General features: G+C 69.7%; 21 protein-coding genes. 7 read left to right on the top strand and 14 right to left on the bottom strand.

The genetic code is table 11. The annotated features are described in order from the left end of the window. Positions 1-12: 12 nt before the first annotated feature. The 6 genes from I4J89_RS15790 to I4J89_RS15765 are packed head-to-tail and all read right to left on the bottom strand — an operon-like array spanning position 13 to position 6,836. Entirely contained in the window at positions 13-1,323 is a 1,311-nt protein-coding gene (locus I4J89_RS15790; RefSeq protein WP_196414701.1) for a pectate lyase family protein, read from the bottom strand. 6 nt (positions 1,324-1,329) lie between these two features. Further along, positions 1,330-1,671, bottom strand: a complete 342-nt coding sequence (locus I4J89_RS15785; RefSeq protein WP_196414700.1) for a cupin domain-containing protein — start codon at positions 1,669-1,671, stop codon at positions 1,330-1,332. Beyond that, a complete protein-coding gene (locus I4J89_RS15780) occupies positions 1,649-2,776 on the bottom strand; it encodes a Gfo/Idh/MocA family protein (protein ID WP_309238337.1) in 1,128 nt (375 codons plus the stop codon). The genes I4J89_RS15785 and I4J89_RS15780 overlap by 23 nt, the downstream gene beginning before the upstream one ends. Positions 2,777-2,784: 8 nt before the next feature. Next, positions 2,785-4,074 carry an enolase C-terminal domain-like protein gene (locus I4J89_RS15775; RefSeq protein ID WP_196414699.1) on the bottom strand — a complete coding sequence of 430 codons (1,290 nt, stop codon included), beginning with the start codon at positions 4,072-4,074 and terminating at the stop codon, positions 2,785-2,787. Continuing rightward, positions 4,071-5,495, bottom strand: a complete 1,425-nt coding sequence (gene uxaC, locus I4J89_RS15770) for a glucuronate isomerase (protein WP_373688133.1) — start codon at positions 5,493-5,495, stop codon at positions 4,071-4,073. The genes I4J89_RS15775 and uxaC overlap by 4 nt, the downstream gene beginning before the upstream one ends. A gap of 9 nt (positions 5,496-5,504) precedes the next feature. Next, on the bottom strand, positions 5,505-6,836 hold the full coding sequence (locus tag I4J89_RS15765) for a Gfo/Idh/MocA family protein (RefSeq protein ID WP_196414697.1): 1,332 nt from the start codon (positions 6,834-6,836) through the stop codon (positions 5,505-5,507). Positions 6,837-7,050: 214 nt separating this feature from the next. Between I4J89_RS15765 and I4J89_RS15760 the strand changes: the two genes are divergently transcribed. Genes I4J89_RS15760 through I4J89_RS15740 form a run of 5 tightly spaced genes read left to right on the top strand, consistent with a single transcriptional unit; the run spans position 7,051 to position 11,840 of the window. Next, a complete protein-coding gene (locus I4J89_RS15760) occupies positions 7,051-8,076 on the top strand; it encodes a LacI family DNA-binding transcriptional regulator (protein ID WP_196414696.1) in 1,026 nt (341 codons plus the stop codon). An 8-nt stretch (positions 8,077-8,084) separates the two neighbouring features. Beyond that, positions 8,085-9,404 carry an ABC transporter substrate-binding protein gene (locus I4J89_RS15755; protein ID WP_230858976.1) on the top strand — a complete coding sequence of 440 codons (1,320 nt, stop codon included), beginning with the start codon at positions 8,085-8,087 and terminating at the stop codon, positions 9,402-9,404. Between the two features lie 5 nt (positions 9,405-9,409). Further along, positions 9,410-10,387 carry a carbohydrate ABC transporter permease gene (locus I4J89_RS15750; RefSeq protein WP_196414695.1) on the top strand — a complete coding sequence of 326 codons (978 nt, stop codon included), beginning with the start codon at positions 9,410-9,412 and terminating at the stop codon, positions 10,385-10,387. Then, positions 10,387-11,223 (top strand): carbohydrate ABC transporter permease, encoded by an 837-nt coding sequence (locus I4J89_RS15745; protein ID WP_196414694.1) that lies wholly within the window; start codon positions 10,387-10,389, stop codon positions 11,221-11,223. The genes I4J89_RS15750 and I4J89_RS15745 overlap by 1 nt, the downstream gene beginning before the upstream one ends. Before the next feature lie 8 nt (positions 11,224-11,231). Next, positions 11,232-11,840, top strand: coding sequence for a hypothetical protein (locus tag I4J89_RS15740; protein ID WP_309238336.1), 609 nt, complete (start codon positions 11,232-11,234; stop codon positions 11,838-11,840). A 214-nt stretch (positions 11,841-12,054) separates the two neighbouring features. On the opposite strand, the gene I4J89_RS15735 is transcribed toward I4J89_RS15740, so the two are convergent. The 3 genes from I4J89_RS15735 to I4J89_RS15725 are packed head-to-tail and all read right to left on the bottom strand — an operon-like array spanning position 12,055 to position 14,243. Beyond that, the gene (locus tag I4J89_RS15735; protein WP_196414693.1) at positions 12,055-13,296 is read right to left on the bottom strand and encodes an endonuclease/exonuclease/phosphatase family protein; all 1,242 of its coding nucleotides are present in this window, start codon (positions 13,294-13,296) and stop codon (positions 12,055-12,057) included. 42 nt (positions 13,297-13,338) lie between these two features. Then, positions 13,339-13,779: a hypothetical protein gene (locus I4J89_RS15730; RefSeq protein ID WP_196414692.1), complete on the bottom strand. Its 441-nt coding sequence runs from the start codon at positions 13,777-13,779 to the stop codon at positions 13,339-13,341. Next, the gene (locus tag I4J89_RS15725; protein ID WP_196414691.1) at positions 13,776-14,243 is read right to left on the bottom strand and encodes an Lrp/AsnC family transcriptional regulator; all 468 of its coding nucleotides are present in this window, start codon (positions 14,241-14,243) and stop codon (positions 13,776-13,778) included. Before I4J89_RS15725 ends, I4J89_RS15730 begins: the two co-directional genes overlap by 4 nt. Before the next feature lie 138 nt (positions 14,244-14,381). On the opposite strand from I4J89_RS15725, the gene ald reads away from it, so the two are divergent. After that, a complete protein-coding gene (ald, locus tag I4J89_RS15720) occupies positions 14,382-15,500 on the top strand; it encodes an alanine dehydrogenase (RefSeq protein ID WP_196414690.1) in 1,119 nt (372 codons plus the stop codon). 61 nt (positions 15,501-15,561) lie between these two features. Here ald and I4J89_RS15715 read toward each other — a convergent pair whose 3' ends face one another. Continuing rightward, on the bottom strand, positions 15,562-15,723 hold the full coding sequence (locus I4J89_RS15715) for a hypothetical protein (protein WP_196414689.1): 162 nt from the start codon (positions 15,721-15,723) through the stop codon (positions 15,562-15,564). Positions 15,724-15,790: 67 nt separating this feature from the next. Beyond that, the gene (locus I4J89_RS15710) at positions 15,791-17,350 is read right to left on the bottom strand and encodes a beta-1,3-glucanase family protein (RefSeq protein WP_196414789.1); all 1,560 of its coding nucleotides are present in this window, start codon (positions 17,348-17,350) and stop codon (positions 15,791-15,793) included. Between the two features lie 247 nt (positions 17,351-17,597). Here I4J89_RS15710 and I4J89_RS15705 point away from each other — a divergent pair, with 247 nt between their 5' ends. Then, complete coding sequence (locus tag I4J89_RS15705; RefSeq protein WP_196414688.1) at positions 17,598-18,329, top strand: lytic polysaccharide monooxygenase; 732 nt, start codon at positions 17,598-17,600, stop codon at positions 18,327-18,329. A 100-nt stretch (positions 18,330-18,429) separates the two neighbouring features. Here I4J89_RS15705 and I4J89_RS15700 read toward each other — a convergent pair whose 3' ends face one another. The 3 genes from I4J89_RS15700 to I4J89_RS15690 form a co-directional block, all read right to left on the bottom strand. Continuing rightward, complete coding sequence (locus I4J89_RS15700) at positions 18,430-19,257, bottom strand: MetQ/NlpA family ABC transporter substrate-binding protein (protein WP_196414687.1); 828 nt, start codon at positions 19,255-19,257, stop codon at positions 18,430-18,432. Between the two features lie 78 nt (positions 19,258-19,335). Then, on the bottom strand, positions 19,336-19,992 hold the full coding sequence (locus I4J89_RS15695; RefSeq protein WP_196414686.1) for a methionine ABC transporter permease: 657 nt from the start codon (positions 19,990-19,992) through the stop codon (positions 19,336-19,338). Continuing rightward, positions 19,989-20,972: a methionine ABC transporter ATP-binding protein gene (locus tag I4J89_RS15690; RefSeq protein WP_196414685.1), complete on the bottom strand. Its 984-nt coding sequence runs from the start codon at positions 20,970-20,972 to the stop codon at positions 19,989-19,991. Before I4J89_RS15690 ends, I4J89_RS15695 begins: the two co-directional genes overlap by 4 nt. Positions 20,973-21,089: the final 117 nt, after the last annotated feature.

Raw genomic sequence — 21,089 nt, 5'->3', positions numbered from 1 at the left:
GGCCGCTTTCGGCTACACCTTTCCGGCGCCGGCCTGAGCGTTCACGACCGCCGGCACCTGCGCGGCCGGGGTGACCGATCCGGGCCGCAGCACCGGCGTCCAGCCGGCGTCGGTGCCCAGGTCCGGGTCGTGCGTGGCGTTGTACTCACCGAGCAGGCTGACCGGCTCGACCGGCCCGGTGCCGACCCGGGTCAGCGTGCCGATCTCGGTCATCGCGGTGCCGCCCCAGTCGTAGACGAAGTCGTCCAGGGCGAGGTCCGCGCTGCGCAGCAGGAAGTTGTTCTCCGCGTAGATCGCCGAGTAGACCCCGACGCCCCACGAGTACGAGTACGCGTCCTCATCGGTCAGGTAGTAGTAGTTGTTGTAGACGTCCACCTGGCCGAACCGGACCCGCGGCACCCGCTGCCCGACGTTCGCGAACTTGTTGTGGTGCACGGTGACCCGCAGCTTGCCGACATCCGCGCCGACCGTGTTCGACGAGCCGATCAGCATCGTCTTGTCGTGCTCCTGGAACACGTTGTACGAGATGGTGACCAGGTCGGAGGCGCGGATGACGTCGAGCGCCCCGTCGTGCACCTGGTACGGCCGCCCGAAGTACAGCGGCTGGCTCGCGTCGACGTTGTTGCCGTCGCTGAAGGTGTTGTGGTCGGCCCACACGTGCGTCGACCCGGTCACCGTGACCAGGTCGTACGCCGAGTTCCAGTTGCCGGCCGAGCCGTCGGTCGGGTCCCAGGCCGGGAAGCAGTCGGCGGCGTCCTCCAGGCGCAGGTTCCGCACGATCACGTTGTCCACGTTCTGGATCAGCAGGTTCGCTCCGACCAACCGGGCGTTCGGCAGGCCGAAGATCGTGGTGTTCGCGCCCACCCGCAGGTTGATCCGGGCCGCCTGGTTGCGCGCCGACCGGACCCGGGCCTCCTCGAGCGGACCGCTGGGCCGGGCGGCACGACCCCACACGGCCGGTTCGTAGGTCGCCAGGTACTGATCCAGGCTGTAGGCCGGGTCGGCGTAATCAGCACACGTCAGCGGCTGGTTCTGGTCGTCGGTGTTGGCCCGGATGGTGCCCGCGACCAGGACGATCCGCGGGGTGGGATCGGTGCCGCCGGCGAGCGCGGCGGCCAGTTCGGCCCGGTTGCGGACGACGAAGACGTGCGCGTCGTCGGCCGCGGCGCCGCCGGTGGTTCCGGTGGTGGCCGCCGCCCACCCGTCGTTCGCGGGGAGCACCTGACGGGCCGCGGCGGGAACCGCCGCGGAGGCGGTGGCGGGAATGATGGCGATGCCGGCGGCGAGGACGAGGCCGGCGGTCGCGGCGAGAGCGGTTCGCATAACGGCCTACTCAGCCGGTTCCGGTGCGAGGTGCAGCCAGACGAAGACCAGCGGGTCGGTTCCCCGGCTGATCAGGTGGTGGTCCTCACCGGGTTCGAAGAGCACGGCCTCGCCGGCGGTGAACTTGTCCACCTCGGCGCCCTCGATCTCGATGGCCCCGCTCCCCTGCACGATCACGAAGAGCTCCGGCACGGTGTGCACGTGCCGTCCCGGTTCGTCGTGGGTGCGGAAGTTCGGTTCCGGGTAGATCCGGAAGCCGCCCTTCTCAACGACGTGGCCGGGCAGCGGGCTGGTGAACTGCGGGCCGCGATGATGTGGTTCGAGTTCAGCGATGCTGAGCTTGCGCATGGGTTACTCCTTTCTTTCTCAGAGGCACCCGGTGCGGCTGTTCCGCCCAGGCGGTGCCGATCTCGGACGGCAGGCGGCCGGTGGAGGCCACCCGCTGGACGAGCTCATCGATGCCGGCCACGACGTAGCCGTCGCCGTCCGGGTGTGGCCGCAGCAGGTTCTGCGGGATCGCCGCCGGGGGCGGCGCGGCCACGATGGCCTCGGCCACCGCGGTGAAGGTCCGGGTCCGTTCCAGCGGAGCGATCAGGGGTACGCCGGAGTCGCGCCGATGGTCGAGCAGGTTCTCCAGCAGTCCCACCCGGCCCGGCACCTCACGGGCCTCGGCCTCCCCCGGCAGTCGCAGCCGGTCGGTCGGGTACTCGAGGACGGCCTCGCCCACCTGGATCTCCCCGCGGATGAAGACCTCCGACGCGAGGGTGACGGCGGCGGTGATCCGCTGCCCGTCCTCGCCGGTCAGCCGCAGGAACGTGGTGTCGTCGGTCTCGATCGCGCGTGACCGGTAACGCTCCAGCTCCATCAGCGCCGGCTGGAAACCGTCCGCGATGACCAGCGACTGCATCAACGCGTGCGCGAACGGGTTGACCAGTGCGCCGTCGAGGACCGGCCGGCCGGCGACGGCCCGCCGCCCGGCCCACGGTGCCCGCAGGTAGTAGCTGTCCGGCCGCCACCATGCCCCGGACACGCCGATCGGCCCGGCCGGTGCGGCCGCGCGGAGCTCGGCGAGCGCCGCCGACCCGAGGGCCTGGAAGCCGACCTGTACGAGCCGGCCGGTCGCGGCGACGGCCTCCGCCAGGCTGTCGTGCTCCGCCGACGACATGACCGGCGGCTTCTCCAGCAGCAGGTCCGCACCGGAACCGAGGACGTCGAGGGCGATCCGCAGATGGGTGTGCGGCGGCGTACAGATGATGACGACCTCGGGCCGGGCCGTCCGGAGCAGTTCGGTGTGATCGGTGTAGAACGCGACGCCGGTCAGCGGCGCGTCCGGATGCGGCTCGACCGGCTGCCGGTCGCAGAGCCCCACCACCTCGATCCGTCCCTGGTCGGAGAGCCGCTGGAGCGTGCGCCGGTGCCAGAGCCCGTGGCCGCCGGCACCGATCAGAGCCACCCGATGAGTCACCGCCATGCCGGCCCGTCCGGGAACCGGAATCCGGCGATCGAGCCGGGCTTCATCTCGACGCTGTAGCCGGGTTTCACCGGCAGCCGGTAGCGGCCGTCGACGACCGTCACCGGATCGGTGAAGTGCTCGTGCAGGTGGTCGACGTACTCGATCATGCGGCCGTCCAGCGACCGGCCGGCCCGCAGGTAATCGAAGATCGCCAGGTGCTGGACGTACTCGCAGAGGCCGACCCCGCCGGCGTGCGGGCAGACCGGCACGCCGAACTTGGCGGCGAGCAGCAGGATGGCGAGCACCTCGTTGACGCCGCCGACCCGGCACGCGTCCACCTGGCAGACCTGGAGAGCGCCGGCCTGGAGCATCTGCTTGAAGATCACCCGGTTGGCGGCGACCTCGCCGGTGGCGACCCGGACCGGGTTCACCGCGCGGGCGACGCGGGCGTGCCCCAGCACGTCGTCGGCGTGGGTCGGCTCCTCGATCCAGTACGGGTCGAACGGCGCCAGCCGCCGCATCGCCTCGATCGCCTCGTCGACGTCCCACACCTGGTTCGCGTCCATCATCAGCAGCGCACCGGGGGGCAGTTCGTCGCGGATGATCCGGGCGCGCCGTACGTCGTCCTCGATCGGCCCGCCGACCTTCATCTTGACCGCGGTCCAGCCGTCGGCGACCGCCCGCCGGGTCAGCTCCCGCACCTTGGCGTCCGGGTAGCCGAGCCAGCCGACGCTGGTCGTGTACGCCGGGAAGCCGTTCCGCTCCAGCTCGGCGAGGCGGTCGTCGTACCCGATCGCGTTCTTCTCCAGCAGATCCCGGGCCTCGCCCGGGGTGAGCGCGTCGGTGATGTGCCGGAAGTCGATCGAAGCGACGATCTCGCCGGCCGGGAGCTCGGCCAGATAGCGCCACATCGGCTTGCCGGCGAGCCGGGCCCGCAGGTCCCAGACCGCGTTGATCAGCGCGCCGGCCGCCATGTGGATGACGCCCTTCTCCGGGCCCAGCCAGCGCAGCTGCACGTCGGCGGTGATCGACCGGGAGAAGCCGGCCTGATCGGCCTCGATCTCCTCGACCGTGCGGCCGGCGACATGGTGTGCCAGGGCCCGGACCGCGGCGCAGGTGATCTCGTTGCCGCGGCCGTTGGTGAAGGTGAGCCCGCTGCCGGTCACCCCGGCGTCGGTGGTCAGCTCGACGTAGGTGGCCGAGTAGTCACCCCGGTTGATCGCATCCGATCCGTCGCCGGCGGCCGCGGTCGGGAAGCGCACGTCGTGCACCTCGACCCCGGTGATCCGGACGCTCACCGCTGCTCTCCGTCCAACCGGAACACCTTCTTCGGCAGGTGGTACGCGAGGTCGGCGATGGTCTCGGCGGCCTCGTCGAGCGGCAGCCGGCCCTCGGCGACCAACCGGGCCAGGAAACCGGCGTCGACGCGGCGGGCCACGTCGTGCCGGGCCGGGATGGAGCAGAACGCCCGGGTGTCGTCGACGAAGCCGGACGTGTTGTAGAAACCGGCCGTCTCGGTGACCGTCTCCCGGAACCGGCGCAGCCCCTCCGGACTGTCCAGGAACCACCACGGCGCGCCCAGGTAGAGCGAGGCGTAGCCGCCGGCCAGCGGTGCGAGCTCCCGGGTGAACGTGGTCTCGTCCAGGGTGTAGAGCACGACGCGCAGCCGCGGGTCGTCGCCGTACCGGTCGAGCAGCGGTCGCAGGGCGCGGACGTATTCGGTGGCTGAGGGGATGTCACCGCCCACGTCGCGGCCGTGCCTGGCGTGCAGGGCCTGGTTGTGGTTGCGCACCGAGCCCGGGTGCAGCTGCATGACCAGGCCGTCGTCGAGCGACATCCGGGCGAACTCGACGAGCATGTGCGCCCGGAACACCTCGGCGTCGCACTCGTCGGTGCCGCCGCCGAGTGCCTTGCGGTAGAGCACGGCCGCGTCGGCGTCGTCCAGCACCACGGTGGCCGCGGTCGGGTGGCCGTGATCCGAACTGGTCGCACCGGCCTCGATGAACGCCTCGCGCCGGGCCCGCAGCGCGGACAGGAAGCCGGGGAACGTGCCGACGTCCTGCCCGGTCAGTTCGCCCAGGGTGGCGACCCGCTCGCGCCAGCCGGCCCAGTCCATGTCGACCAGGTTGTCCGGGCGGAACGTGGTGATCACCCGGCCGCCCGGGCCGCCCCAGCCGTCGGCGGCGAGCTTGGCGTGCGCGGAGAGGTCGTCGATCGGGCTCTCGGTGGTGGCCAGGACCTCGATGTTGAACCGGGTGAACAGGGCGCGTGGCCGGAAGTCCGGCTCGGCCAGACGGTCGGCGAGCTCGTCGTAGATCTCGTCGGCGGTCTTCGCGTTCAGCGGCTGGTCGATGCCGAACACCTCGGCGAAGACCTTCTCGGTCCACAGCCGCGACGGCGTGCCGCGGAACAGGTGCCAGTTGGCGGCGAGCAGCCGCCAGATCGTCCGGCCGTCGGACTCCACCTCGGTCCCGTCGATGCTCGGCACGCCGAGCCGGGCCGGCGGGATGCCCTGGCTGGCGAGCATCCGGGTCACGTAGTGGTCGGGCACCACGAAGAGCCGGGCCGGGTCGGGAAACGGCTCGTCGTCGGCGAGCAGCGCCGGTGCGACGTGGCCGTGCGGGCTGATCAGCGGCAGGTCGCGGGCGTGCCGGTAGAGCTCACGGGCGATCTGGCGCTGGGTGTTCTCGGCGGGGAAGAGATGATCTTCTTCGGGCACCAAGGTCTCCTAGCGGTTCGGGGAAAGATCAAGAAGGTCTTTGACGCGTACGGCCTCGCCGGTGACCAGGGACTCGTTGCCGGCCAGACCGGTCAGCAGGGCACGGGCTCCGTCGACCGCTCCCGCCGTACGCCCCAGTGGGTCGACGTTATCGCCGGGACGGATGAGATCGGCGAGCATCCGCACGTCGGCGCCGCCGTGGCCGCCACGGCTGAGCCCCTCCACCCGCACCTCCCGGGGCGGCGCCCAGTACGGCCGGACCAGCAGGCGCTTGAATCCCCGCTCGGCGGTGGACTCCGCGCCCGGCTCGCCCTTGACCCCGGCGGCCGCGGCGGGCGCGACGTGGTCGCTCTCCACCACCTCCAGCTCGAGGCGGCCCCGGCTGCCGTTGAACATCACCCGATAGCCCTCCCACGGCGCGTACGCGGTGAGGTGGTAGCTCATCGACGGGCCACCGGCGTAGCGGACCAGCACCGCCATGTCGTCCTCGATGGACACCCCGCCGGCGAAGACGTTCTGGTCCCGGTGGTAGCCGTCGTGGCTCTCCGCGTCCAGGTAGAGCTCGCGCAGGCCGGGCTCGTCGGCGAGGCGCAACGCGAACGGGTCGCCCTCGGCGGTGGCGGCGCCGTGCGCCCTCGCGTAGTCGCGGGCGTACCCGTGCCGCCGTCCCTGATCGCCGTAGAAGAAGAGCCGGCCGGCCGCGTACACCCGCTCCGGCTCGTCGTCGAGCCACCAGTTCACCAGGTCGAAGTGGTGACTCGCCTTGTGCACCAGCAGGCCGCCGGAGTTGGCCTTGTCGCGGTGCCACCGGCGGAAGTAGTCGGCGCCGTGCCGGACGTCGAGCAGCCACTCGAAGTGCACCGACCCGAGCTCGCCGATCTCACCACTGGCCAGGATCCGCTTCACCGCCTCGTGCAGCGGGTTGTAGCGGTAGTTGAAGGTGACCCGCACGTCGCGCCCGGTACGCCGCTGGGCGTCCAGGATGCGCCGGCAGCCGGCCACGTCCACGGTCATCGGCTTTTCGGTGATGGCGTCGCAGCCCGCGTCCAGCGCGGCCGCGACGTAGTGGTCGTGATACCGGTCCACGGTCGTGACCAGGGCGACGTCCACCTGCTCCCGCTTGAGCATCTCGGTGAAGTCCGCGGCGTCGTAGACCGGGACGGGCGCGGCACCGAGCGCCTCGAGCCGGGCATTGTGGACAGCCGGTCTGGCCGGGTTCGTATCGGCCAGGGCAACCAGTTCGGCCACGTCGGCGTGGTCGGTGGTGAGTGCCCGGAGAAAGAGACCGGCCCGTGCGCCGGCGCCCACGAGGGCATACCGGCGGCGGGGTGACAACGACATTCCGTCGCCTCCATTCGGCAAACGTTTGCAACAGATTAGGGATCAGAGGGAGACCCAAGTCAATGGACGGCCCATATATGTCTAGTTTTATGTGGATTGGTTTACGCTCACGCCACAAGATCGACATCGAAGGGCGTTGACACGCCAGCAACCGTTTGCATTAATGGCTTCCACCGGAGAGATCCGGGTCACATCACCGTTCCAAGGAGGCATCGTGGCCGTGACGATCCGGGACGTCGCACGGGCGTCCGGCGTGCACATCTCCACGGTGTCGCGCACCTTTTCCGCACCGCATCTGGTCAACCCCGAGACCCGCTCCCGGGTGCTGGCCACCGCGGAGCAGCTCGGTTACCGCCCGAACCGGGCGGCCCGGGCACTGATCACCGGACGTACCCACAACATCGGCCTGATCGTGGCCGATATCGCGAACCCGTTCTTCCCGCCTCTGATCAAGGCGGCCGAGACCCACGCCCGGCGGCGCGACTACCACGTCTTCGTCGCCGACACCGACGAGGACCCGATCGTCGAGGCCGAACTGGTCCAGGCCCTGGCCAAGCAGGTCGACGGGATCCTGCTGTGCAGTCCCCGGATGAGCGACGACCAGATAGAGCAGCTGCGCCGTGAGGTGCCGCTGGTCGTCATCAACCGCATGATCACCGGCCTTCCGGCGGTGGTCATGGATGTCGGGCACGGCGCACGGCAGGCTGTCCGGCACCTGCTCGACCTGGGCCACGACAACCTGGTCTACCTGGCCGGGCCACGTGGCTCGTGGACCAACCGGGAGATCCGCCGGGCCGCCGGGGCCACCGCCCGCGCGGCCGGTGCGGAGCTGACCGTCCTCGGTCCGCACCAGCCGGTCGAGGAGGCCGGCGCCGCGGCCGCCGAGGCGGTTCTCGCCACCGGCGCCACCGCGGTGCTGGCCTACAACGACCTGATGGCGATCGGTCTGCTCCAGGCACTGCAGGATCGCGACATCGCGGTGCCCGGGCAGATCAGCGTCGTCGGCATCGACGACATCGCCTACAGCGGCCTGATCCGCCCGAAGCTCACCACCGTGGCGAACCCGACCGCAGCCGCCGGACGCGCCGCCGTCGACATGTTGCTCCAGCAGGGCGACGACGGCGCCACCGGACAGGTCACCCTCCGGACCGACTTGATCATTCGCAACTCCACCGGCCCCGGGCCTCTCACCCCGGCCGCCGCGACCACCGCTGAGGTAGCCGCAACCGTCAAGGAGTGACGACAAGCATGACCGCACCCATGTCCTTCGCCGATTCCCACCACCGCCCCACCCGACGCCGCTTGTTGAGTGGCCTCGTCGCCGGCATGCTGGCCCTTCCCCTGGCCCTCGGCGCCTGCGGTGGCGACGACGAGCCCGCCGCCGACGGCAAGGTCGAACTGAGCTTCTTCTGGTGGGGAGGCGAGGCCCGCGCCGAGCTGACCGAGAAGGCGCTCGACCTCTACACCGCGAAGCACCCCAACGTCACGTTCAAGAAGACCTGGCAGGCCAACCAGGGCTACTTCGACAAGCTGGCGACGCTCACCGCCGGCGACGACGCGCCGGACATCTTCCAGATCGACGACAACTACCTGGCGGAGTACGCGACCCGCAACGTCACGCTCGACCTCGCCTCGTACCAGCAGTCCGGCAAGCTCGACACCACCAAGTTCCCCAAGGGCCTGATCGAGTACGGCACCGTCGACGGCAAGCTCGCCGGCCTCTCGTTCGGCGAGAACACCCAGGGCCTGGTCTACAACAAGACCAAGCTGGAGGCCGCGAAGGTCCCGCTGCCCACCACCGGGCAGAGCTGGGAGGAGCACATCGCCTGGGCGAAGGACGCGGCGGTGAAGACCAAGGTGGCCGGTACCCAGGATCCGAGCGCGGACTACAAAGCGTTCTGGGTCTGGCTGCGCCAGCAGGGCAAGGAGCTGTACAACGGCAACCAGCTCGGCTTCACCAAGGAAGACGTGCAGAAGTGGTTCGAGCTGTGGAAGGGTGCCCGCGACGGCAAGGCCACGCCGACCGCCGACGTGATCCACGAGGGCAACCAGACCGACGTCACCAAGCAGCTGGTGGTGACCGGTAAGGCGCTCACCTCCTGGGTGTGGGCGAACCAGATGCCCGAGCTGCAGAAGAACACCAAGGACCAGCTCGGCGTGATCGCGTACCCGGGTGACGCGACCAAGCAGTGGCCGCGCTCCTCGATGTACTTCTCGGTCTACCGCGGCACCGAGCACAAGGACACCGCGGTGGACGTGCTCAACTTCCTGGCCAACGACCCGGAGGTCGGCAAGATCCTCGGGACCGACCGGGGTCTGCCGTCCAACCTGGACATCCGTTCGCAGGTCGCCGCGTCCACCGAGAACCCGTCGATGAAGCAGACCATCGAGGTCGTCGGTGAGCTGGCCAAGAACTTCGGCCCGGCGCCGACGGTCCCGCCGAAGGGCCACAGCACGGTGCGCTCCGAGCTGATCAAGGCCGCGGAGGAGGCTCAGTACGGCCGCGCCACCCCCGCCGCGGCCGCCGAGCAGTTCTTCGCCGCCAGCCAGGCCGCGATCAGCCGGTGAGTCCAGTGGCAACAACCACGGCCCGGCAGACGCCGGCCCGGCCGCCCGCCGGTCCCGCCGCCCACCAGCGGCGGGGCCGGCCCGCCCGGCCGAAGACCGACGGCATCGCCGGTTACGTCTTCCTCTCCCCCTGGCTGCTCGGGCTGCTCGCCATCACGGCGGTCCCGATGCTCATGTCGCTCTACCTCAGCTTCACCAACTACGACGTGCTCAGCGACTGGGAGTCGACCGAGTGGGTGGGGCTGGACAACTACCGCACGATGTTCACCGAGGACCCGTCCTTCTGGCACGCGGTCCGGGTCACCGTCACGTTCGCGCTGGTGGCCACCCCGCTGAAGCTGGCCGCCGCCCTCGGTGTCGCGCTGCTGCTCAACCGGTCGTTCCGGGGTGCCGGCATCTTCCGGGGCCTGTTCTACCTGCCGTCGCTGCTGGGTGGCAGCGTGGCCCTGGCGATCGTCTGGGTCAACATGTTCAACCGTGACGGCGCCTTCAACTCGTTCCTCGCCTGGTTCGGGATCGAGGGCAAGGCCTGGGTGAACGACCCGGACTTCGCGCTCGGCACGCTGATCCTGCTGGCCGTCTGGCAGTTCGGCGCACCGATGGTGATCTTCCTGGCCGGCCTCAAGCAGGTACCGAACGAGCTGTACGAGGCGGCGTCGGTGGACGGCGCCGGCGCGGTCCGCAAGTTCTTCGCGGTGACCCTGCCGATCCTGTCCCCGGTGATCTTCTTCAACCTGGTCCTCGAGACGATCAACGGCTTCCAGGGCTTCACCTCGGCCTTCGTGCTGAGCAACGGCACCGGCGGCCCGGTCGACTCGACCCTGATGTACACGCTGCACCTCTACATCAAGGGCTGGAACGAGTACCAGATGGGCTACGCCTCGGCCATGGCCTGGGTCTTCCTGCTCTCGATCGGCCTGGTCACCGCGGTCATCTTCCGCACCGGCAAGTTCTGGGTGCACTACTCGGACGGAGAAGACTGATGGTCCTCCAGCGCCTGTCGCGACCGATCGCGCTGGTCCTGCTCTCGGTGATCGTGCTCTACCCGCTGGTGTGGATGCTCGGCAGTTCGTTCAAGGCGCCCGACGAGGTGCTCAACAACATGTCGGTGTTCCCGCGCGAGTTCACTCCGGGCAACTACGCCGACGGCTGGGGCCACTTCGACGTCAACTTCGGGCGGTTCTTCGTGAACAGCGCGATGGTCGCGGGCCTCACCGTGGTGGCGAACTGCATCTCCTGCCTGCTGGCGGCGTACGCCTTCGCCCGCCTGCGGTTCCGGCTGCGCGGCTTCTGGTTCGCCATCATGATCGGGACGCTGCTGCTGCCCGGGCACGTGCTGATCGTGCCGCAGTTCGTGATGTTCAAGACGTTCGGCTGGGTGGGCGGCGACTGGCCGTACGCGCCGCTGATCGTCCCGCAGCTGCTGGCCACCGAGGCGTTCTTCGTCTTCCTGATGGTCCAGTTCATGCGGGGTGTGCCGCGCGAGCTGGACGACGCCGCGAAGATCGACGGCTGCACGCCGTACGGTGTCTTCCGGCACGTCATCCTGCCGCTCTCCCGCCCGGCCCTGGTCTCGACGGCGATCTTCTCGTTCATCTGGACCTGGAACGACTTCTTCCGTCAGCTGGTCTATCTGTCCGATCTGGAGAAGTACACCGCTCCGGTGGCGCTGACCCTGTTCATCGACTCGTCCGGCCAGTCCGCGGTGGGTCCGATGTTCGCCATGTCGGTGCTGTCGCTGCTGCCGGTGTTCCTCTTCTTCGTCGCCTTCCAGCGGATGCTGGTCGAGGGCATCAACACGACGGGCCTGAAGGGATGAGTGCGGCCGTGACCGAGCCGGGCATGCCGGACTGGCCGGCCGAGGACGCGCCGGCGGCGCGCCCCGACTGGCGGGAACGGCTTGCCCTGGGCACCGATCTGGCGCTGATCGGCTTCCTGGTGACCGTCGCAGCGCTGCCGGTGCTGACCGCGCCGGCGGCGCTGGCGGCGGGTTCGGCGGCGGTCCGGCACCGCTACACCACGGGCGGGCTGCCGCCGGTACGGCCACTGCTGCGCCTGTACCGGCGGACGATCCTGCCCGGCCTCCCGGTTCTGCTGGTCGCCATGGCGCTGCTGGTCGACCTGGTGGCGATCAGCCGCGGCTGGGTGCCCGGCGGTCCGGTGCTGTTCACCGCGACCGCCGCGGTGGCGGCCTTCCTCGGCGGGTTCGCCACGCTGGCCGTGGTCGCCATCGGCCGGGATCCGTCCCGGCCGCTGCGCGACGCCGCCGGCTGGGCCTGGCAGTCGGCGACCGCCAGGCCCTGGACGGCCCTCGCACCGGCCCTGGCCGGTGTGCTGGCGTTCTTCCTGGCGCTGACCGTGCCCGCGACGATTCCGCTGGTGGTGGGCTTCCACCTGTTCGCCGCGCACGTGATCAGCGACCGGCTGGCCGGCTAGATCTTGCTTGGCCCACGCTCAATGCTGTCTCGACGGCCGCCAGACAGCGCCCACGTTGGGCCGGACAAGACCCTGACCGCGAAGGTCCTCTAGAACGCTCCACTTCCCGGCGGTCGCGTTGGGGCCGTGCGCGGCGCCTGGCCGGCGCCCGGACGGCGGGACTGGGTCGATCCGGCGGGACGGCCGGTCACGCGTACCCCGAAGGGATTTTGGTTTATCGCATCGCCAGATCGGCCCAGACGAGGCGGTGGTCGGAGGTGGGGAAGCCGTTGACCGCCGCCCAGGCCGGGTCGTAGACGCCGGTGAGGCGCGACAGCGGGTCGGAGCGCACCGGCCAGAAGACACCGGAGCCGGTCACCTTGATGTTCACCCGGGGCAGCACGTAGTCGGCGCGCAGGTTGCCCGGCGCGGTGTCCGAGAAGTCCGCGGTGTCGAACCGCGGGTCGCCGGTGTGGGTCAGGTTCGCGCCGCCCTGCAGCGTCGCGGCCTCCGCCGCTCCGGCGCTGGCCGGCGTCGTGCGGGTGTTGATCAGCGGGTGCCCGGTCAGCTGATGGATCGCGTCGTCGTAGGAGTCGCCGTCGGCCGGGTCGGCGTTCTGGTCGCCGGCGATCACGAAGAGCTGCCCCTTCTTCAGGCCGCCGCGACGTCCCCGGTCGTCGTAGACATAGGACGATTTGCCGGGCGTCACGTAGTCGGCCCAGAACCGGATCTCGTCGTGGTTACGCCTCCCGTTGCGGTCCTCCGGGCCGTCGAAGGTCGGCGGCGTCGGGTGCGAGACCAGGAAATGCACGGTCTTGCGGCCGACCTTGACGGGCACGTCCCAGTGGCTCTTCGACGACAGGCGCAGGACGGCCTGCTCCTCGGCCGAGTAGAAGTCCGCCGGGATCAGGTTGCCCGGCATGTCCTTCCACTTGAAGTTCTGGAACGTACGGACCCCACGCGGGTCGATCGGGTACTTCGAGTACACGACCATGCCGTACTGGCCGGGGAAGAGACCGAAACCGAAAGAATCATCGCCGTACGCCTGGTCGCCCGGCGTGGTGTCGATGACGCCGTTGTTGTTCAGGTCGAAGCCGGAGGAGATGCCGGTGTTGGACGGCGCCACGTACCGGTAGAGGTACCGCTGCGCCTTCGCCCCGTTCTGCGACACCGCGAGGAAGTTCTCCGCGAACAGCCGCACGGCCTCCGGGTCGTAGTCGAACTCGTTGAGCAGCACGACGTCCGGAGCCGCCCGCTGGATCACCTCGGCCACGTTGCGCGCCTGCCGCCGGTACACGTCGTCGACGTCCGGGTTCGCCAGGTGCTCCCGGAGCAGCCCCTGCGCCGGCCGGTTCAGCGACAGGTTGTATGTGGCGAACCGGACGTCGTGGTCCCTACCGCCCGCGCTCGCCGGCGCCGCCGCGAAGGCGGTCCCGAGCACCGCCGTGCTCAACACGGCCGTCAGAAGTTTCCTCATGTCACCCTCCCTATCGGACCTCCGCAGGGCGTGCAATGGTGATCATGGAACGAAGGTCGCGGCGTCCGGGAACGCGACCGGGGCGGCCTCGACCTCGCAGAAAGCCAGCAGCGACTCGGCCTTGCCGGGCGGATCGGTGCTCGCCGGCGCCGGGCTACCGGCGACGGCGACGACGCCGGAGGCGGTGAACTCGTCCCCGATGGCCAGGGTCAGGCCGCCGGGAAGTTCGACACCCTCCTCCGAGGAGACCTCGGTGCCGTCCGGCCAGAACGGATGCCGCTCGACGCCGTCGACGACGACGTGGACACAACCGTTCGGCCGCACGGTCAGCTCGGCTTTCAGCGACTGAGCGGGCCCGCCGAAATCGGCGCTGAGAGAGGAGTGCCGCAGGTCGTCCATGTCCAGATGGCCGAAGCCCGCCCGGTCGTCGTCGGAGCAGCCGGCCAGCAGGAGCAGCGCGGCCAGCGTCGCCACTGCTCTCAATTGCCCCTCCGGTGCTCGAAGATCAGGTACGTCTCGGTGCCGGCGATCAGGCGGGTGCCGCTGAGCCGTTCGGTGATCACCGAGCGCAGGTCGTCGACGTCGGCGGCGGCCACGTGCAGCAGGAAGTCGTAGGAGCCGGAGACGAAGTAGACGTCGCGGACCGCGGGGATCCCGGCCAGGGACTCGGCGAACTTGCCGATCCCTTCCCGGGCGTCGGAGCGGATCCGCACCGCGATCATCGCCTGGATCGGCCGGCCGATCCAGGCCGGGTCGACGTCGGCGTGGAAACCGCGGATCGCGCCGATCTCGCGCAGCCGGCGCACCCGGGTCAGGCAGGTGGACGGGGCGATGCCGACCCGGTCGGCGAGAGCGTTGTTCGGCATCCGGCCGTCGGCGCGCAGCAGGCTCAGCAGTTCCAGGTCGATCTCGTCGAGGCCTCGAACATCCTTCGGAAGATCGCTCATCGCGGGGACCCGGATCGAATGATCTGCTCCCCTGACGTTGCGAACAGAATCTCATTCGCTCGTATTGCCTGCCTGCTGCACATCGTTCCACCCTATCGCCAGCAGACAACGAGGTCTGGAGTCGAAAGGAAAGGTCCCATGCGCATCGGTGTGCCGAAAGAAGTAAAGAACCACGAGTACCGGGTGGCCACCACCCCGGCCGGCGTGGTCGAAGCGGTACGCCACGGCCACGAAGTCGTCGTACAGGCCGGGGCCGGGGCGGGCTCCGCGATCACCGACGAGGACTACATCGCGGCCGGCGCCCGGATCGCACCCGACGCCGACTCGGTGTGGGACGCGGCCGACATGGTCCTCAAGGTGAAGGAGCCGATCGCCGAGGAGTACCACCGGCTCCGCGCCGGCCAGGTCCTCTTCACCTACCTGCACCTCGCCGCCGACGCCGAGGGCACCAAGGCGCTGCTCGACAGCGGGACCACCGCGATCGCGTACGAGACCGTGCAGCTCACCGACGGCTCCCTGCCGCTGCTCGCCCCGATGTCCGAGGTCGCCGGACGGCTCGCCCCGCAGGTCGGCGCATACAGCCTGATGCGCAACAGCGGCGGCCGCGGCGTCCTGCCCGGCGGCGTCCCCGGCGTGGCGCCCGCCAAGATCACCGTCATCGGCGGTGGCGTCTCCGGCGTCAACGCGGCGACCATCGCGCTGGGCCTAGGCGCCGACGTGACCGTCCTCGACCTGAGCCTGCCCCGGCTGCGGCAGATCGACGCGCAGTTCGGCGGGCGGATCAAGACCCTGGTGTCGAACGCGTACACCATCGAGCAGTCGGTCATCGAGGCCGACATGGTGATCGGCGCGGTCCTCGTGCCCGGCGCCAAGGCGCCCACGCTGGTCAGCAACGACCTGGTCAAGCGGATGAAGCCCGGCTCGGTGCTGGTCGACATCGCCATCGACCAGGGCGGCTGTTTCGAGGACTCGCGGCCGACCACCCACCAGAACCCGGTCTACCAGGTGCACGAGTCGGTCTTCTACTGCGTCGCCAACATGCCCGGCGCGGTGCCGAACACCTCGACGTACGCCCTGACCAACGCCACCCTGCCGTACGTGCTGCGCCTCGCCGACCTCGGCTGGCGCGAGGCGCTGCGGGCCGACCCGGCGCTCGCCCTCGGCCTGAACACGCACGCCGGCGCACTCACCAACGACCTGGTCGGTTCGGCCCTCGGCCTCCCCACCGAGACCGTCAGCTCGGTCCTCGAGGCCTGACCGGCCCACCTCGCGCGCCCTCCGCATCCCGCGGAGGGCGTGCGCCTATTCTCAAAGCGGATCAGCCGCCCGCGCTGTAGAGCGCGGCCTGCTGCGCCTCGCTCGGCGCCGAGTAGGGCCGTGACTCGCCCTGCCGGGTCTCCACCAGTTCCACGTGGTCGTCCGGCAGGATCCGCGGCGGCAGAGTCTTGAAGTTCTCCTCGCGCTCCCGTTCCTCGTTCATGCGCTGAGTATGCGCCGATCATGCCCGCCGTGGACGCCCACGGCGGGCATGATCTTTCGTGGGTGTCTCAGCCGCGGCGGAACGTCTGGTTGGCGCCGCCGTGGCAGTCCCACTGGAGGAGCTTCGCCCCGTCGTTCGCGTTCCAGGCCTCGATGTCGATGCAACGGCCGGACTGCGGGTTGCGCAGCGTCCCGTTGCTCTGGTGGACGAACTGCTGCGCCGGGTTGCCGCTGCACGTCGCCAGCTGGATGATCGCGCCGTTGGCGGTGGAGCCCCACGCGACGTCCACGCACTTGTTGTTCTGGCTCTGCAGCGCCCCGCCGGTGAAGGTGAACTTCTGGGCGCTGGTGTTGTTGCAGGTCCACATCTGCAGCTGGACGCCGTCGGCGAAGTTGGCGTTCGGCACGTCGATGCACTTGTTGTTCAGGTTGCTGATCAGCGAGGTCGCGCCGGTGCCCGGGTTGGTCGGCCCGCCGCCGCCGGTGAACGGGGACAGGATGATGCCGGCCGAGCGCGGGTCGCCGTCGTGGACCAGCGACTCGAACGCGCCGACGTCGTCGAAGGCGAACGCGTACGCCTTGCCGTCGGCCATGTTCTGGTGGATCACCTTGGCGTACACGTTCGTCGGGTTGCTCTTGTAGAAGTCGTTCGCGTTGGTGCTCGGCTGGGTGTCGATGGTGCCGAGCGTGCCGCGGTTGAGTGCGGCGCAGAGGGTACGCGAGATCGGGCCGACCACCTGATCGTTGGGCGCCGGCAGGTCGCCGTCACAGCCCCACACGCTGGCCGACGACGGGCGGTTGAACGACGCCACCCGGGTGCCGGCCGCGTTGGTGAAGTTCATGACGTTGCCCGAGGTCCGGCCGAAGTACCGGGTGTTGGGCTGGTCGCCGAACGGCACCACGGTCAGCGTCTTGGTGGTGTAGGCGTTCCACGCCGACGCGATGTACGGGTCGAGGTAGGTGGCGCTCATCAGACCGGCGCCGGCCGCCTTGCCCGGGGCGAGCACCCGCAGGACCGAGCCGTCGGAACGGGTACGGACCGTGTTCTGCCAGCCGGCGGTGTTACGCAACGTGTTGATGACGTTGTCCCGGCCGTTGGCGACGACGTCGCCGGTCCGCTTGGTCTGGCCGCTCGCGCCGGTGACCGTGACCGCGTGCGGGATGGCGAACATGTCGACCTGCGAGCTGTTCAGCCACAGCCCGGCGTCGTTGTAGGTGAACTCGCTCCAGTCGAACAGGATGTTGGCGTTCGGGTCGCCGGCGGCCCACGGGGCGGGCTGGACCAGGCCGTCCGGGGTGAGGAAGAACTTCAGCTTCTCCCCCATCGACATGTAGACCCGGCCGGAGAAGCCACGCGGGAAGTTGATCAGGGTGCTGCCGCCGTTGCCGGCGCCGGGGATGGACACGTCGGGCGCGGGCGCCGGTGGAAGCGCCCCGCCGGTCCAGGGGGTGAACGTGCCGGCCTGGTTGACGTAGCCGAGCCGGCCGGAGGAGAGCTGGACACCGATCACGTACAGGTACACGGCTTCGCCACGGCCGGTGCTGTTGCTGACGGTCACCGGCAGCACGGCCGGGCCGATGGCTTGGGCTGCTGGTGGGGATACCGCGGCCGTGACCGGTATGGCCATGGCCAGTGCGGCGAGGGCGCGCAGGACGTTACGCACGAGGGAACCTCGATTCCGCTGTCAGGGAGTGCAGAGAGCGCTCTCTCACACAGTGCGATTTGTTAACAACGCTTGTCAATAGATGCGCGACGATCTTCTTCGGTCGAGTACGAATCAGCACATATCAGCACGGCCCTTTTCTGTTAGGAAACCTTGCTTTATATTCCTGTCACACCCGTCGATCGATGTTCATCGTTTTGAGGAGTGACACATGCGCAAGTTGATCGCCGTCTTAGCGGTCGCTCTCGTCGGTGCCGCCGGCTCGCTCCTGGTGGCCTCACCCGCCGCGGCACACGGTTACGTCTCCAACCCGCCCAGCCGGCAGGCGCACTGCGCGCGCGGCACGGTCGCCTGTGGGCAGATCAAGTACGAGCCGCAGAGCGTGGAGGGCCCCAAGGGCCTGCGTAACTGCCACGGGAACAACGCCCAGTTCGCCGAGCTCAACGACGACAGCCGGAACTGGCCGGCCACCAACGTCGGCACCTCGCTCACGCTGACCTGGATCAACACTGCCCGGCACGCCACCACCGGATGGGAGTACTTCATCGGCGGCACCCGGGTCGGCTCGTTCAGCGGCAACAACCAGCAGCCGCCGGCCACGCTCTCGCACACGATCAACCTGGGCGGCTTCTCCGGCCGGCAGAAGATCCTCGCCGTCTGGACCATCTCCGACACGGCCAACGCCTTCTACTCCTGCATCGACGTCAACATCGGCGGCAGCGGTGGCGGTGGCGGCAACCCGCCGCCGCCGACCGGCTGCTCGTCCGCGGCGTGGAGCGCGAGCGCGGTCTACGTCGGCGGCAACACGGTCTCGCACAACGGCCGCATCTGGCGGGCCAAGTGGTGGACGCAGGGCGAGACGCCCGGCGCCGCCGACGTCTGGGCCGACCAGGGCGCCTGCTCCTCGCTCAGCCTGGCCGCCGCCACGGCCAAGGCGCTCTAACCGGCAGCCACCTGCCTGGGCCCGAGCTTGGCGCGAGGCGAAAGCGAAGGGGTGCGTCCCATCGGACGCACCCCTTCGGCAAGGTGATCAGGCAATGTGATCAGAAAGCGGCGAGCACCGAGCCCTGGTACTTGTCCGTGATGAACTTCTTGACCTCGGCCGAGTGCAGCAGCTTCTCCAGCTTGGTCACCCGGGCGTCGGCCTCGTCGCCGGTGCGGACGACGACCAGGTTCGCGTACGGGTTGTCGTCGCCGCTCTCCAGCACCAGCGAGTCGGTCGCCGGCTTGAGCCCGGTCTCGATCGCGTAGTTGCCGTTGATCACCGAGATCGCGGTGTCCTCCAGGCTGCGCGGCAGCTGGGCCGCCTCGAGCGCCTTGAACTCCAGGTTCTTCGGGTTGGCGGTGATGTCCTTCTCGGTGGCCTTGACGCCGACGCCGTCCTTGAGCGTGATCAGCCCGTTCTTGGCGAGCAGGTTCAGGGCGCGGCCGGAGTTGGACGGGTCGTTCGGGATGCCGACCACCCCGCCGGCGGGCACCTCGGCGAGCGTCTTGACCTTCTTGGAGTAGACGCCGAGCGGCTCGATGTGCACCGGCTTGAGCGCGGTGAACTTGTAGCCCTTCGACGCGACCTCCTCCTCCAGGTACGGGATGTGCTGGAAGTAGTTCGCGTCGAGCTGCTTCTCCTGGAGGGCGACGTTCGGCTGGATGTAGTCGTTGAACTCGACGATCTCGAGCTTGAGGCCCTCGGCCGCGGCGAGGTTGTCGGCGACGTACTTGAGGATCTCGGCGTGCGGAACGGGGCTGACCCCGACCTTGAGGGTGTCCGAGGCGGAGGACGAACCGGACTCGTCGTCGGAGGAGCCGCAGGCGCCCAGCCCCAGGGCGAGGGTGGCGGCTGCCAGGACGGCGGCGATGGAGCGGCGGCGCATGATCAGGCGATCCTTTCAATTTCTATGGGAATAACAGGAAAACGGAGAGACGGCAGCGGATGGGCGGGGGCAGGGAGGTCAGCGGTGGGAGAGCCGGCGGACCAGGAGGTCGCCGAGCATCTGGACGAGCTGGACGAAGACCACCAGCGCCACCACCGTGGCGATCATGACCTCGGTCTCGAAGCGCTGGTAGCCGTAGCGGATGGCCAGGTCGCCGAGGCCGCCGCCGCCGACCACGCCGGCCATCGCCGAGTAGCCGACCAGCGCGATCACGGTGATGGTCAGGCCGGCGACCAGGGCCGGCATCGCCTCGCGCAGCAGCACCTTGCCGACGATCTGACGACGGGTGGCGCCCATCGCGGTGGCGGCGGCGACCACGTCCGGCGGCACCTCACGCAGGGCGGACTCGACGATCCGGGCGAAGAACGGGATGGCGCCGATGGTCAGCGGAACGATCGCCGCGTCGGTGCCGATGGTGGTGCCGACCAGCAGGCGCGTGAACGGGATGACCGCCACCAGCAGGATGATGAACGGCAGCGAGCGGCCGATGTTGACGATCAGCCCGAGGACCGCGTTGACCGGGGGCGCGGGCAGCATGCCGGCCTTGTCGGTGAGCACGAGCAGCACCCCGACGAGCAGGCCGCCGACCGCGGTGAGCAGCGTGGAGACGGCGACCATCCAGGCGGTCTCCTGGAAGCCGACGTTGAGCAGGTCGAGAACCTCGGACCAGGTCACGATGCCACCCCCACCCGGGCGCCGAGGGTGCGCAGGTACTCCAGGGCGTCCCGGTTCTCCTCCGGGCCGCCGGGCAGGGCGAGCCGCCACCGACCGGCCCGGGTGGCGGCGAGCGTTTCCACGGTGCCGCCGAGGATGCGTACGTCGGTGTCGAAGCGCCTGGCCAGCTCGGCGATGATCGGCGTGTCCGCGTCCTCGCCGCTGACCGTCACGTCGACCACGGTCGCGCCCGGCACCGACTCCGGCGCCTCGAACGGGAAGAGGTCGCGGGCCAGCTCGGACCCGGGCTGGCGCAGCAGGTCGGCGACCCGGCCGGACTCGACGAACCGGCCGTCGCGCATCACCGCGGCCGAGGTGCAGATCCGCTTCACCACGGTCATCTCGTGGGTGATCAGCAGGATCGTGAGGCCGAGCCGGCGGTTCAGGTCGAGCAGCAGCCGCAGGATCGACTCGGTGGTCTCCGGGTCCAGCGCCGAGGTGGCCTCGTCGGAGAGCAGCACCTTCGGCCGCGCGGCGAGCGCGCGGGCGATGCCCACCCGCTGTTTCTGGCCGCCGGAGAGCTGAGCGGGGTACGCCTCCGCGCGCTCGGTGAGCCCGACCAGGTCGAGCAGCTCCGCCACCCGGGTCCGCCGCTCGGCCCGCGGCACCCCGGTGACCTCCAGCGCGAACGCCACGTTGCCCGCGACGGTCCGCGAGGACAGCAGCGCGAAGTGCTGGTGGATCATCCCGATGGTGTGCCGGGCCAGGCGCAGCCGCTTGCGGCGCAGCCCGGTCAGCTCGACGCCGTCCACGCTGACCGTGCCGGCGTCCGGGCGCTCCAGCATGTTGACGCAGCGCAGCAGCGTGCTCTTGCCGGCGCCGCTGCGGCCCAGCACGCCGAAGACCTCGCCCTCGCCAACGGTGAGGTCCACCCCGTCGACCGCGACGACGTCACCGGCTTTCGAGCGGTACGTCTTGCGGAGACCGCTTATTTCGATCACGTGAAACACCCTGGTCAGCCGTTGTGACGTACGTCGCAAAACCTACTCAACAGATGGGTTTTGCAGCGGGCACAACGCTAGTCGCCCCGAGCGTTCGGTACCACTGGATGTAACGAC

Origin of the sequence: Actinoplanes aureus (assembly GCF_015704865.1) — a bacterium.
GTDB lineage: Bacteria > Actinomycetota > Actinomycetes > Mycobacteriales > Micromonosporaceae > Actinoplanes > Actinoplanes aureus.
The sequence above is the reverse complement of the archived record's forward strand: the minus strand, read 5'-3'. Positions and strand labels throughout refer to the sequence as shown.